We start from the raw sequence: 12,221 nt of genomic DNA on the forward strand, positions 1-12,221 counted from the left end.
CTTTGCGTTTTAGTATTACCTATAATTAAAAAATAGTACCCAAAGGTTACTTCATGCGTAAGCACATTTATATTGCCTATACAGGCGGCACTATCGGTATGAAGCCTTCCGCGCAAGGCTATGTGCCAGCGGCAGGCTTCTTAGGGAATACGCTTTCAAATATGCCCGAATTCCATCGGCCAGAAATGCCCTTATTCACGTTACATGAGTATGATAATTTAATTGACTCTTCTGATATGGACCCGTCTGACTGGCAACGTATAGCTGAAGATATATTAGCTAACTATGACAAGTATGATGGGTTCATTATACTGCATGGTACTGACACCATGGCTTATACCTCTTCAGCCCTTAGTTTTATGTTAGAAGGGTTGAGTAAACCGGTTATTGTAACTGGCTCTCAAATACCGCTCGCAGAATTGCGTTCAGATGGCCAAGTAAATCTTCTTAACGCTCTCTATGTGGCGGCAAACTACCCTATTGCCGAAGTTAGTTTGTTTTTCAATAATCGTTTGCTACGTGGCAACCGAAGCAGAAAAGTAGACGCCGATGGATTTAATGCCTTCGACTCACCCAACTTTCCCCCATTATTAGAAGCTGGAATAAATATTCGCATGAAGGCGGGCGAAAAAGCCCAGCCAAGTAATAAGCCATTGGTAGTATCGCCCGTAGAAGCGCAACCTATTGGCATGGTAAGCCTGTATCCAGGTATTTCTTCTGAAGTATTAAAGAACACCTTACAGCAGCCGGTTAATGCACTTATTTTGCTTAGTTACGGTGTAGGCAACGCACCACAAACAGCGTCTCTTATAGAGCAACTCGATTATGCACGGGAGCGAGAAATCCCGGTGCTTAACTGTACCCAATGTATGCGCGGGCGTGTAAATATGAGTGGCTATGCCACCGGTCACGGTTTGCAGGAAGCCGGAGTTCTTTCTGGTAGCGATATGACGCCAGAGGCGGCCCTTGCTAAGTTGCATTACCTACTAAGTAAGAAGCTGCCATTTAATGAAATGAAAACACTTCTCACCCAAAATTTACGCGGTGAGTTAAGTGAATAGGAAAGATTAATAATGACAACTGTATATACAGGGGCGCTTCGTAAGATGCGCCCTCTTGCTGATGAAAATAACCATGTGTCGTATCAATTGCCCATTGGCGAGGCAAGGGTCGAGCTGAATCCTTTGATTGGTCAACAGGTATCTGTTCGCCACCTAGGCGAGATAAACTGCGTTCACTGTAATCGCAAGACTAAAAAGAGTTTCAATCAAGGCTATTGTTACCCGTGTTTAATATCGTTGGCACAATGTGATAGCTGTATTATTAAGCCGGAAAAATGTCATTATCACGAAGGTACATGCAGGGAACCCGAATGGGGCGAAGAGTTTTGTTTTAGCGATCATTTTGTCTATATCGCAAACACCGGCACGCTAAAAGTGGGAATTACTCGCCATGTTACCGACCAAGTTTCGTCACGTTGGATAGATCAAGGCGCTACGCAAGCTACAGTGATGCTAAGGGTTCCAGACCGCCTTACCAGTGGATTAGTGGAAACCCTATGCAAAGCACACATAGGCGATAAAACGAATTGGCGTACTATGTTAAAAGGCCAACCCGAAGGAGCAGATTTAGCCCAGGTGAAACGCACGCTGCTTGATAATATTGCTGATGGCTTAGCGTCACTACAACAAGAAAAAGGCCTACAGGCGGTATCTGAAGTCGATGGCCCTATCCATGATATCCACTACCCGGTTACCGCCTACCCCGAAAAAATAAAGTCTATAAACTTAGACAAAACACCGGAATTTAGGGGTATTTTGACAGGGATTAAAGGGCAGTACTGGATGCTTGATAACGACCGTGTTATCAACATCCGTAAATACGCAGGTTACCAAGTAGAATTGGCGCTGGATTAGCGCCAAAATTCAAAGTAATCGCTGGCGTCGCGTTGCGGCTTTGGCGCTGGCTCAAAAGAAGGTGTTCCTAGGTATAAAAAACCAACCAACTCGTCTTCTTCAGCCAGCCCCAAGCCGCGGCGTACAATTTCACAGTGAGCATAACTTCCTGAACGCCACATGCCGTTAAAGCCTTGTGCTACTGCTGCCATTTGCATGGCCATGACACCACATGCCGCTGACGCGACTTGCTCAACTCTAGGCACCTTTTCATGCTCTACATATTTTGCGGTAGCCACAATAACCATAGGCGCACGATGCGGTAATTGCACTGCCCTTTCTATCTCTTTTTCACTCTTGTCATTCGCTATGGCTGACTGTTCGAATAAGTTACCTAATTTGTCGAGCCCTTTGCCTTCACATACAATGTAACGCCACGGCGTCAAACAAGCGTGATCAGGGGCGCGTAACGCGGCTTGCATAATGTTCTCTAATGCTTCTTGGCTAGGCGCTGGCGCGCTTAAACGAGGTTGTGAACTGCGGTTTAATAATAGGGTAAGTGCGTCCATGGGTTATCCTTTCTAACAGGCTTAAGGGAGTTACGTGTGATCCTACGATTTGTCTACCAAAAAGACCAGTGACAAAGAATGATTTTAATCCCGTGAATTAACACGCTACTATGGCATAGCAACAAGGCTATATTCGGGAGAAATTAACTGCGTGAAACACAAAGCAAAAACGTCCTCCAGACAAGCTATGGCCAAAAAGCCAGGCTCGGCACTTAACCGGTTATTCACCCGTGGCCACCAAAAGGTGCACTATAAAAAGGCAAATGGCGAACTAATGATGTTGTTTAGCGAGAACGAGCATAAACGTATCGCACAACTTATTGCGCAATGGATAGCACACGACGATAATAGTGACGCTTAAATGCTAGTGTCATCAGGTTACAAAGAATTACAATTAAGTTATCGATCTAACTAGGGCGCGGTAACATAATAGGGATAATCTAACTAAAGGTAGTAATATATATGGCAGCCAAAGGAAACTGGACTAAGTCCTTGTTCACCGGCTTATGGGCGGTATTAAATTTTTCACGAAAACTATTTTTCAATATTATATTCTTAGTACTTTTCATCGGTATTATCATAGCCATCGCATCCCAAGACGATAATAAACTCTCCGTTAAGTCGGGCAGCGCCTTAATGCTAACCCTAGAAGGGCGTTTGGTAATTGAAAAAGTTAGTGTCGATCCTTTCGAACAATTTTTGCAAGACGCTTTAGGTTCAGAACCAGAAGAAGCCGAAATTTTGGTTAGAGATGTCTTAAAGGTGATTGAAAACGCTAAACAAGACAGACGAATTAAAGCCCTTGTCCTTGATCTTCAAGGCTTATCCGGCGGCGGTCTAGATAAGCTTCGTACCATTGCAAATGCCCTTGATGACTTTAAAACCTCTGAAAAGCCTGTTTACGCAATTGGCGATTATTACACACAGGACCAATACTACTTAGCTGCTCATGCCGACCATATTTACCTTAACCCAATGGGTTCAGTGCTTCTTGATGGCTATGGCCGCTACGGGCTATACATTAAAGACTTGCTAGATAAGCTTAAAGTCACTACCCATATTTTCCGTGTTGGCACCTACAAATCTGCGGTAGAACCCATGATCCGCAATGACATGTCAGAAGCATCTAAAGAAGCGTCGAAAAAGTGGCTTGAAGCCTACTGGTCACAGTATAAACATGATGTAGCTGAAGCCCGTGGTGTACCACTATCAAACTTTGATGAAACCTTAGATGGTTTGGTGGCGAAGTTTGAACGTGTAGGCGGCGACTTTGCACAGTATGCCCTCGACAATAATTGGGTAGATGGATTAAAAACCCGCGAAGAAGTGCGCAGCGAACTTATTGAATTAGTGGGTGAAGATGATAACCCTAGTGGTGTAAACATTACCGCCTATGATACCTATTGGAATGTAATTAACGCCCCTGTGCCTGAAATACCTAACGATTTAGATAAAATTGCGATTGTGGTAGCGAAAGGAACGATTGTGGACGGCGACCAGCCTGCAGGCACCATAGGCGGCGATAGCACAGCCCGTCTTCTTCGCAAGGCTCGGTTAGACGACGAGGTAGAAGCAGTAGTATTACAAATCGATTCTCCTGGAGGTAGTGCCACTGCGTCAGAGGTAATACGACAAGAAGTATTAGAACTTCAAAAAGTAGGCAAGCCTGTGGTAGTTTCAATGAGTACCTACGCAGCCTCTGGTGGTTATTGGATTGCTGCGGGGGCCGATCGCATATTTGCAAGTCCCAGTACAATTACCGGGTCAATTGGCGTATTTGGTATGTTCATGACCTATGAGAACTCTCTTGATTATCTCGGTGTGCATACTGATGGCGTCGGCACTACTGAACTAGCGGGTTTCTCACCGCTTCGTCCTTTGCCGCAGCAATATGGTCAAGTTATTCAATACAGTATTGAAAATACCTATTCAAAATTTCTTAACATTGTTTCGAGCGCTCGTGAGCTAAGTATTCAGCAAGTTGACGATATCGCGCAAGGTCGCGTTTGGGTGGGAACAGATGCATTGGAACGCGGTTTAGTTGACGAACTGGGTGATCTTGATGACGCTATCGCATCGGCCGCAGAAATTGCAGAACTCGATAATTACGATACGTTTTATGTAACTCGCTCGCTTTCTCCCCAAGAATTATTTTGGAAAGAGTTTTTCGGCCAAGCGCTTGCGGTAGTCGGAAAGTGGCAGTTCGCCCATTCTAATACTGCACTTATAGGTGAAGTAAAACGTGTACTTGGTGAGTTTGATACGTTTAGCAAACTAAACGACCCTATGGGCACCTATGTGTTATGTTTGCCTTGTAACGTTGAATAATAAAGGGTAGACCCTTTATCGCTACTTACGACCTAACATCGGCACAGCGTCAGCGAATAGCGGGGCGTGTCGATGTTTTATACCAACAGGCTGATGCCTATTTCAATCGTACTTTCCCCCGCCCTACACTCTCTTTTCGACGTTCAGGAAAAAACGCCGGTACTGCATTCCTTCAGCAAAATAGAATCAATCTACATCCACTGTTATATAGCGATAATGAATCGGAATACCATGACGATGTAATACCACATGAGATTAGTCATTTACTCGTATGGCAATTATTTGGAAAGGTTAAACCCCATGGTAAAGAATGGCAATCAATCATGCTGGGTGTGTTTAAACGTCCCCCGAATACTACCCATAGTTTTGATATTAATGCTGTGTTAGGTGACAGATTTGCGTATCAATGTGGATGTGGTGAACACCGACTAAGCATCCGTCGACACAATAAAATTCAAAAGGGTACGAAATACCAATGTAAGCGCTGCAAGCAGGTTTTATCGCCGGTTTAACGAAACCATTGCTGGGTAAATACCCTATCTAAGTCGCTAAACGCAGTTTTCAACAAGGCGGCTAATTCTCGATATCGAGGTTTTGATTTTATGGCAGCAACATTGCAGCCTTGAGCGCGCATTTTACCATGAATTTCCTGATACCACTGCTTTAGTGCGGGGGGCAATTGTTGGTTTGAGCGATGACCTAACCAAAGTAAACCTTGAAGGGGTAAGCTTAGGAAGAATGCCCCAATAGCGATAGTTTGCGGTATATAACTTATCCCCATATTCTGTAAAAGTAATGCGCACGCCAATATCGCCGCGGGCGGCATGGCTTTTATTGAGAAGCGAGTAGCAGAGACCACACGACAGTCAGGAAAATGAGCGAATAGCTCCTTTCGAACCGGCCAAGTATCTAAATATTGCTGCCCATCTTTTAGCATCGTCACCATAGACACAGACATATAGCACCCCATTAACTTTTACGTAAAACACCCTTTAGACGCCCAATGTAAGCGCTTTGAGTATAATGACATTAAAGCGCATAGTAGCATAAATTGGAATACGCTTTTTGACTAATACCCTGCTTACTATCTAGGGGAACAGCATTAACAAAGCCCTTAATAAGGTTCACCCTTTAATATACGAATAAAGTATAGCCTAGCGTATACGTTAAGTGACATTTGTTTGCCATAGAGGCATCATATAATAAAGTACGAAGTATATTATCTCAGGATTGAGATAATAGGTTGAAAACAGCCGGTATCGTCCTCAATTAGCAAAGTATTATAGAATTTGTTCCTCGTGCGGAACATGAATTGGAGATAAAAATGACAGAAAGTAGACATGTTCGTCTTCTTATATTAGGTTCTGGCCCTGCTGGCTATTCTGCTGCCGTTTACGCAGCCCGCGCAAACTTAGAACCTGTTCTTTTGACTGGTATACAACAAGGCGGACAGTTAACAACTACAACTGAAGTTGAAAATTGGCCCGGCGACCCTGAAGGATTAACAGGGCCGGACTTGATGGTTCGTATGCAAAAGCATGCTGAGAAGTTTGATACTGAAATCATTTTTGATCATATCAATAAAACGGACCTCACTAAGCGCCCTTTTACCTTATACGGCGACAGCGGCACTTACACATGTGACGCACTCATTATTGCCACGGGCGCGTCTGCAAAATACTTAGGAATGGAGTCAGAGCAAGCGTTCATGGGTAAAGGTGTGTCTGCCTGTGCCACGTGCGATGGATTCTTCTACCGTAACCAAAAAGTTGCAGTTGTAGGCGGCGGTAATACCGCTGTTGAGGAAGCGCTGTACTTATCAAACATCGCCTCTGAGGTGCATGTTATCCACCGTCGCGATAGCTTCAGAAGTGAAAAAATCTTAGAACAACGTTTACGGGAGAAAGCAGAAACCGGTAATGTTGTGCTTCACTTAAACCGTCAACTTGACGAAGTATTAGGTGATGAGATGGGCGTTACAGGGGTGAGAATTAAAGATACCCAAGGTGATGGCACTGAAGAATTAGATATTATGGGCCTATTTATTGCTATCGGGCATAAACCCAATACCGATATATTTGCTGGCCAGCTAGACATGAAAGACGGTTATATTACAGTAAATAGCGGCACCCAAGGCAACGCAACGCAAACCAGTGTTGAGGGTGTATTTGCCGCTGGCGATGTGAGCGATCATATCTACCGCCAAGCAATTACTTCTGCTGGCACCGGATGTATGGCCGCGCTCGATGCAGAGAAATTCCTCGATGGCATGATGCCAGAACAAGGCTAGCCTTTAATGTAGCCAAAAGCCCTGCCCTGTTACGCAGGGCTTTTTATTTGCAAAATTATGATAACGCTTCCCAAATTAGATTCAGATACTCCTTTTCCTCCGGTAGACGAGGCGCTCGCAGAACCAAATGGGCTACTCGCATTCGGTGCAGACTTAAGTCCGCCTCGACTTTTTAGCGCCTATTCGCAAGGAATATTTCCATGGTTTAGCGAAGATGAACCCTTACTGTGGTGGTCGCCTGCGCCCCGCGCTATTATCGAGCTGGACGACTTTATTTGTTCAAAAAGCTTAGCGAAGTTAGCGCGTAAACGCCGTTTTACCGTAACCTTGAATAAGGCATTTACGGCGGTTATAGAAGCCTGCGCCAGTATTCCTCGACAGCAGCCCTCAGCAGGGAATATAAGCAACGAAACTTGGATAACCTCCGATATGCAGCACGCCTATACACAATTGCATACCCTAGGTTTAGCGCATTCCGTTGAAGTGTGGGATGGCAATGAACTCGTTGGCGGTTTGTATGGTGTAGGTGTGGGAAAAGTCTACTGCGGCGAATCTATGTTTCATCGCCAAAGCAACACATCTAAATTGGCGATGTTAGCATTAGTTAAGCACATGAAATCTCAAGAAATGGCCTTTATTGATTGCCAATTACCTACCGAGCATCTTGCGTCGTTAGGTGCAAAACCTATCTCCCGGGCTCGTTTTATTGCTATGCTGCAACAAAATAACCATACGTTGACCGAAGAAGGTAGGCTAACGCCTCGCTACCAAGCTCAATGGCAGTCACAGGATATTACTCCATGAAGTTCGGCATTACCCAAACGTTCGATTGCAGTTATTTACCTGATCGTAAAGAGCAGCTTCTCGTTTATGCTGAACAAAGCTCGCAGCAAGCTTTACGCTATGGGCAACTTATTCAAGTAGGGTTTCGTCGTAGCGGTGAACAAATTTATCGCCCACACTGTCCACAGTGCACTGCGTGTCAATCTATACGCATACCGGTTGATGAATTTGTCGCGTCTCGCAGCCAAAAGCGCATTTTAAAGCGTAACGCTTCCTTCCGTACTCAGATGGTGACTACGCCTAGCCGCGATTATTATCCCTTGTACGAACAATATATTTGCGCACGACATACCGAAGGCAGTATGTACCCGCCCAATAAAACCCAATTTGAACACTTTATTTTGTGTGAATGGCAAGGACCGGCGTATATCGAAGCCTATGATGGCGATAAACTTATTGCCGTGGCTGTTACTGATGTTATCGATAACGGCACTGGTCATCGCGCACTATCCGCTTTGTACACATTTTTTGATCCTAATTACGCCTCTGCTTCGTTAGGAACTTGGATGATTATGATGCAAGCGCATCATGCGAAATTGCAAAATCGGGAATATCTGTACTTAGGTTATTATGTTGCCGGAAGTCAGAAAATGTCCTATAAGCAGCAATTTTTCCCCTTCGAACAGTTTAACGGCAACAAATGGCAACGTTTTTGCAAAAAACCTGCTTAATTACTTTACACACACCGCAAGATTGGTTAATGTCTGCGCGGCAAAAAATTTGAATTACTGAGGTAACTGCTTTACATGGCAAAAGAAGATTGTATTGAAATGGAAGGTACGGTACTTGATACCCTACCTAATACTATGTTCCGAGTTGAACTAGAAAACGGTCACGTAGTGACTGCACATATTTCTGGTAAGATGCGTAAGAACTATATCCGAATTCTTACTGGCGATAAGGTCACCGTTGAGATGACTCCGTACGACTTAACTAAAGGTCGTATCATTTATCGCGCCAGATAATGAGCCATTAAGCGGTAACACCGAATGAAAAAAGCCCGACGTGATTGCGTCGGGTTTTTTGTTGGTATTAAAGAAAACCAAAGCCAATAGGTTTTGGTAATGAGCCTAGCGTTAGCTAGACTCAGCTTCTTCTTTTAACGAATCAACTTTGGTATAAGCAAACGACAATTTGTCATTGTCGAGATCAACTTTAACGTTACCGCCTTTCGTTAACTCGCCAAACAAGAGTTCGTTCGCCAACTCTTTTTTAAGCTCTTCTTTGATAAGACGTGACATGGGTCGGGCTCCCATCGATTTGTCGTAGCCTTTTTCAGCAAGATACGCGCGCGCTGCTGGGGTTACTTCAAGAGATACCCCTTTCACATCTAACTGGGCTTGCAGTTCGATAATAAACTTATCAACAACTTGCAAAATAATCTCTGAATCTAGGTGATTAAACCAAATAATACCATCCAATCTGTTTCTAAATTCAGGCGTAAACACTTTATTGATTTCCGATAACGCATCATGACTATGGTCTTGCTGCTTAAACCCTATCGACTTACGCACGGTTTCCTGGACACCCGCGTTTGTAGTCATCACTAGCACTACGTTTCTAAAATCGACTTTACGCCCGTTATTATCGGTTAACGTACCGTGATCCATCACTTGCAGCAGAATATTGTAAATATCGCTGTGTGCCTTTTCGATTTCGTCTAATAGCACCACCGAATAAGGGTTTTTAATCACCGCATCGGTAAGTAATCCACCTTGGTCGAAGCCAACGTAACCGGGAGGAGCACCTATTAAACGACTGACTGCGTGACGTTCCATGTATTCAGACATATCGAAACGTACAAGCTCAACCCCCATGATTTTCGCCAGTTGCTGAGTAACCTCGGTTTTACCTACACCGGTAGGACCAGCGAACAAAAAGCTCCCTATGGGCTTTTCTTCAGCCCCTAACCCTGAGCGAGAAAGTAGAATGGCGTCATTAAGGGTCTCTATCGCCTTGTCTTGACCAAACACCACCATCTTAAGGTTACGCCCCAAGTTCTTCAGAACTTCTTTGTCAGACGCTGATACAGACTTTTCAGGGATACGCGCCATTTTCGCAATAATTTGCTCGATATCACCTACCCCAATCGTTTTCTTACGCTTCGATTGTGGTAACAAACGTTGACTCGCTCCGGCTTCATCCATTACATCAATGGCTTTATCGGGTAAATGACGCTCGTTAATGTATTTCGCCGACAATTCTGCGGCAGCTTGAATGGCTTTTTGGGTAAAGCGTACACTGTGATGATCTTCATAACGGCTTTTAAGGCCAAGTAAGATTTTCGTGGTATCGCTAACACTAGGCTCGGTTACATCCACCTTCTGAAAGCGACGAGCTAGCGCACGATCTTTCTCAAAAATACCTTGGTATTCCTGGTACGTGGTAGAACCAATACAACGTAATTCACCACTCGATAGCTTTGGCTTGAGTAAATTCGACGCATCCATAACCCCACCTGACGCCGCACCGGCCCCAATGATAGTGTGAATTTCATCGATAAACAAAATGGCATCTTTGTCTTTACCTAGCTCTTTTAAAATTGCTTTTAAACGCTTTTCAAAATCGCCCCGGTATTTCGTTCCCGCCAGTAGGCCACCTAAATCTAATGAATAAACGGTACTATTACTAATAACATCAGGTACATCATCATTCACAATGCGATAGGCTAAACCTTCTGCAATCGCCGTTTTACCTACGCCAGCCTCACCGACTAACAAGGGGTTGTTTTTACGGCGACGACAAAGAATCTGAATGGTACGTTCCACTTCAGAATCGCGCCCAATTAGGGGGTCTATTTTCCCCTCTTTGGCGTGCTTATTAAGGTCGGTAGAATACTTACTTAACGCCGATGCGTTGTCATCTGCACTCTCACTCTCCTCTGATGTCTCTGGGTTGATAGGCGCATCGTCTTCAGATTTGCTCACACCATGGCTAATGAAATTTACAACATCGAGACGGGTAATATCGGATTTTTTAAGAATGAATACCGCTTGCGACTCTTGTTCACTAAAAATAGCAACCAATACATTCGCGCCGGTAACTTCATCTTTACCGGATGATTGCACATGGAAAACCGCCCGTTGCAACACCCGTTGGAAACCAAGTGTAGGTTGGGTTTCTCTTTCATTAAGTTGGTCATCAAGAATAAGTGGCGTAGTGTCTTTGACGAACGCTATCAATTCACTTTTCAATGCTTCTACATCTGCACCACACGCATGGAGTGCTTCGCGAGCTGCGGAGTTATCCAACAATGCCAACAGAAGATGCTCAACAGTCATAAACTCATGACGGTGTTCTCTGGCAAATACAAACGCATTATTTAACGTTTGTTCTAATTCTTTATTTAACATATCGCTCGCCCTCTACAAATTGACTTACGCCTGCTCCATCGTACACATAAGTGGATGGCCTTGTTTACGTGCATATTGATTCACTTGCATCACTTTTGTCTCTGCAATCTCTGCAGTGAATATGCCACACACTGCTTTACCTTGATAATGCACAGTGAGCATGAGTTGATTAGCTTTCTCAGCATCCATATTGAAAAAATGCGTGAGTACTTCAATGACGAAATCCATGGGTGTGTAGTCATCATTGTTTAACAACACCTTGTACATGGGTGGCGGCTGCGGTTTTTGCCGCTGCGCGTCTTTCTGTTTTTCCTTTTCGATATCGATAGCGTTGTCTTTACTCATAACTTAATAATAGTGCTTTGTTCGCAGTTGTCGTCATAACTTTTGAATAAAATTAATTCACATTAGCTCTTGACATAATATGGTTAAAAAATCTACATTTTGATAGTGGTACTTGCTAACAGCAATATCGCAATGCGTCCAATTCTATTGTGGGGGCATAAACGTGTGAGTTCAAGGATTAAGAGGAAGTCGAAGTATGGCGGTTGGAAAAGTTAAATGGTTTAACAACGCAAAAGGGTTTGGTTTTATTGTTCCCGAGGATGGTGGAGAAGATATTTTCGCGCACTACTCTACAATCCAGATGGAAGGATATCGCTCACTTAAGGCGGGTCAGGAAGTAACCTATGAAGTACAGCAAGGCCCTAAAGGGTTACACGCTGAAAACATCGGTTTCTTAGAAGAACCTGAACGTTAAAATAAATTAATTTTTAAAGCTTATTTCCCACACACCCAGTGTGACGGAAATAGGCTTTATTCGGCTGGTTGTTTACTTAGCTTCCGGCTTTGGTAGTGTTGTGCCAAATAAAATCATGACTCTGTTGAAATCATGACTCTGTTGTAATTGTTGTGCCTATTTTCACGGTCGATTTTTCGAATG

At 43.9% G+C, this 12,221-nt stretch carries 14 protein-coding genes; 10 read left to right on the forward strand and 4 right to left on the reverse strand.

Features of this window, described 5'->3' with window-relative positions; genetic code table 11:
- Positions 1-53: 53 nt before the first annotated feature.
- Together ansA and GTH32_RS10595 are read left to right on the forward strand one after the other, a co-directional pair.
- Positions 54-1,061 (forward strand): asparaginase, encoded by a 1,008-nt coding sequence (ansA, locus tag GTH32_RS10590; protein WP_163085532.1) that lies wholly within the window; start codon positions 54-56, stop codon positions 1,059-1,061.
- Between the two features lie 12 nt (positions 1,062-1,073).
- Positions 1,074-1,916 carry a DUF2797 domain-containing protein gene (locus tag GTH32_RS10595; RefSeq protein ID WP_163085534.1) on the forward strand — a complete coding sequence of 281 codons (843 nt, stop codon included), beginning with the start codon at positions 1,074-1,076 and terminating at the stop codon, positions 1,914-1,916.
- Here the strand turns inward: GTH32_RS10595 and GTH32_RS10600 are convergent.
- The gene (locus GTH32_RS10600) at positions 1,913-2,464 is read right to left on the reverse strand and encodes an NAD(P)H nitroreductase (protein WP_163085536.1); all 552 of its coding nucleotides are present in this window, start codon (positions 2,462-2,464) and stop codon (positions 1,913-1,915) included. The two genes, GTH32_RS10595 and GTH32_RS10600, sit on opposite strands and share 4 nt — an antisense overlap.
- Positions 2,465-2,615: 151 nt before the next feature.
- Between GTH32_RS10600 and GTH32_RS10605 the strand changes: the two genes are divergently transcribed.
- From GTH32_RS10605 to GTH32_RS10615, 3 genes are all read left to right on the forward strand, one after another.
- Positions 2,616-2,825: a hypothetical protein gene (locus tag GTH32_RS10605; RefSeq protein WP_163085405.1), complete on the forward strand. Its 210-nt coding sequence runs from the start codon at positions 2,616-2,618 to the stop codon at positions 2,823-2,825.
- A 101-nt stretch (positions 2,826-2,926) separates the two neighbouring features.
- Complete coding sequence (sppA, locus tag GTH32_RS10610; RefSeq protein ID WP_163085538.1) at positions 2,927-4,792, forward strand: signal peptide peptidase SppA; 1,866 nt, start codon at positions 2,927-2,929, stop codon at positions 4,790-4,792.
- A 17-nt stretch (positions 4,793-4,809) separates the two neighbouring features.
- A complete protein-coding gene (locus GTH32_RS10615) occupies positions 4,810-5,304 on the forward strand; it encodes a SprT family zinc-dependent metalloprotease (RefSeq protein ID WP_163085614.1) in 495 nt (164 codons plus the stop codon).
- Here the strand turns inward: GTH32_RS10615 and yfbV are convergent.
- Positions 5,301-5,750: a terminus macrodomain insulation protein YfbV gene (gene yfbV, locus GTH32_RS10620; protein WP_163085540.1), complete on the reverse strand. Its 450-nt coding sequence runs from the start codon at positions 5,748-5,750 to the stop codon at positions 5,301-5,303. The genes GTH32_RS10615 and yfbV overlap by 4 nt on opposite strands.
- A gap of 366 nt (positions 5,751-6,116) precedes the next feature.
- Between yfbV and trxB the strand changes: the two genes are divergently transcribed.
- The 4 genes from trxB to infA all read left to right on the forward strand — a co-directional run bounded on the left by trxB (position 6,117) and on the right by infA (position 8,890).
- Positions 6,117-7,082, forward strand: a complete 966-nt coding sequence (gene trxB / locus GTH32_RS10625) for a thioredoxin-disulfide reductase (RefSeq protein WP_163085542.1) — start codon at positions 6,117-6,119, stop codon at positions 7,080-7,082.
- A 57-nt stretch (positions 7,083-7,139) separates the two neighbouring features.
- The gene (gene aat / locus GTH32_RS10630; protein ID WP_163085544.1) at positions 7,140-7,886 is read left to right on the forward strand and encodes a leucyl/phenylalanyl-tRNA--protein transferase; all 747 of its coding nucleotides are present in this window, start codon (positions 7,140-7,142) and stop codon (positions 7,884-7,886) included.
- Positions 7,883-8,596 carry an arginyltransferase gene (locus GTH32_RS10635; protein WP_163085546.1) on the forward strand — a complete coding sequence of 238 codons (714 nt, stop codon included), beginning with the start codon at positions 7,883-7,885 and terminating at the stop codon, positions 8,594-8,596. Before aat ends, GTH32_RS10635 begins: the two co-directional genes overlap by 4 nt.
- 75 nt (positions 8,597-8,671) lie before the next feature.
- The gene (gene infA / locus GTH32_RS10640; protein ID WP_008844395.1) at positions 8,672-8,890 is read left to right on the forward strand and encodes a translation initiation factor IF-1; all 219 of its coding nucleotides are present in this window, start codon (positions 8,672-8,674) and stop codon (positions 8,888-8,890) included.
- 111 nt (positions 8,891-9,001) lie between these two features.
- Here the strand turns inward: infA and clpA are convergent, their stop codons facing one another.
- Positions 9,002-11,278: an ATP-dependent Clp protease ATP-binding subunit ClpA gene (gene clpA, locus GTH32_RS10645; RefSeq protein ID WP_163085548.1), complete on the reverse strand. Its 2,277-nt coding sequence runs from the start codon at positions 11,276-11,278 to the stop codon at positions 9,002-9,004.
- Positions 11,279-11,302: 24 nt separating this feature from the next.
- Positions 11,303-11,623 carry an ATP-dependent Clp protease adapter ClpS gene (gene clpS, locus GTH32_RS10650; protein WP_163085550.1) on the reverse strand — a complete coding sequence of 107 codons (321 nt, stop codon included), beginning with the start codon at positions 11,621-11,623 and terminating at the stop codon, positions 11,303-11,305.
- A 196-nt stretch (positions 11,624-11,819) separates the two neighbouring features.
- Between clpS and cspD the strand changes: the two genes are divergently transcribed.
- Entirely contained in the window at positions 11,820-12,038 is a 219-nt protein-coding gene (gene cspD, locus GTH32_RS10655) for a cold shock domain-containing protein CspD (protein ID WP_163085552.1), read from the forward strand.
- Positions 12,039-12,221: the final 183 nt, after the last annotated feature.

Source organism: Alteromonas profundi (genome assembly GCF_010500865.1).
In the GTDB taxonomy this organism is placed as follows: Bacteria; Pseudomonadota; Gammaproteobacteria; order Enterobacterales; family Alteromonadaceae; genus Alteromonas; species Alteromonas profundi.

Coding starts and splice junctions, on each gene's coding strand:
- ansA (WP_163085532.1), top strand. CDS start 54: ATGCGTAAGCACATTTATATTGCCTATACAGGCGGCACTATCGGTATG.
- GTH32_RS10595 (WP_163085534.1), top strand. CDS start 1,074: ATGACAACTGTATATACAGGGGCGCTTCGTAAGATGCGCCCTCTTGCT.
- GTH32_RS10600 (WP_163085536.1), bottom strand. CDS start 2,464: ATGGACGCACTTACCCTATTATTAAACCGCAGTTCACAACCTCGTTTA.
- sppA (WP_163085538.1), top strand. CDS start 2,927: ATGGCAGCCAAAGGAAACTGGACTAAGTCCTTGTTCACCGGCTTATGG.
- yfbV (WP_163085540.1), bottom strand. CDS start 5,750: ATGTCTGTGTCTATGGTGACGATGCTAAAAGATGGGCAGCAATATTTA.
- trxB (WP_163085542.1), top strand. CDS start 6,117: ATGACAGAAAGTAGACATGTTCGTCTTCTTATATTAGGTTCTGGCCCT.
- aat (WP_163085544.1), top strand. CDS start 7,140: ATGATAACGCTTCCCAAATTAGATTCAGATACTCCTTTTCCTCCGGTA.
- GTH32_RS10635 (WP_163085546.1), top strand. CDS start 7,883: ATGAAGTTCGGCATTACCCAAACGTTCGATTGCAGTTATTTACCTGAT.
- infA (WP_008844395.1), top strand. CDS start 8,672: ATGGCAAAAGAAGATTGTATTGAAATGGAAGGTACGGTACTTGATACC.
- clpA (WP_163085548.1), bottom strand. CDS start 11,278: ATGTTAAATAAAGAATTAGAACAAACGTTAAATAATGCGTTTGTATTT.
- clpS (WP_163085550.1), bottom strand. CDS start 11,623: ATGAGTAAAGACAACGCTATCGATATCGAAAAGGAAAAACAGAAAGAC.
- cspD (WP_163085552.1), top strand. CDS start 11,820: ATGGCGGTTGGAAAAGTTAAATGGTTTAACAACGCAAAAGGGTTTGGT.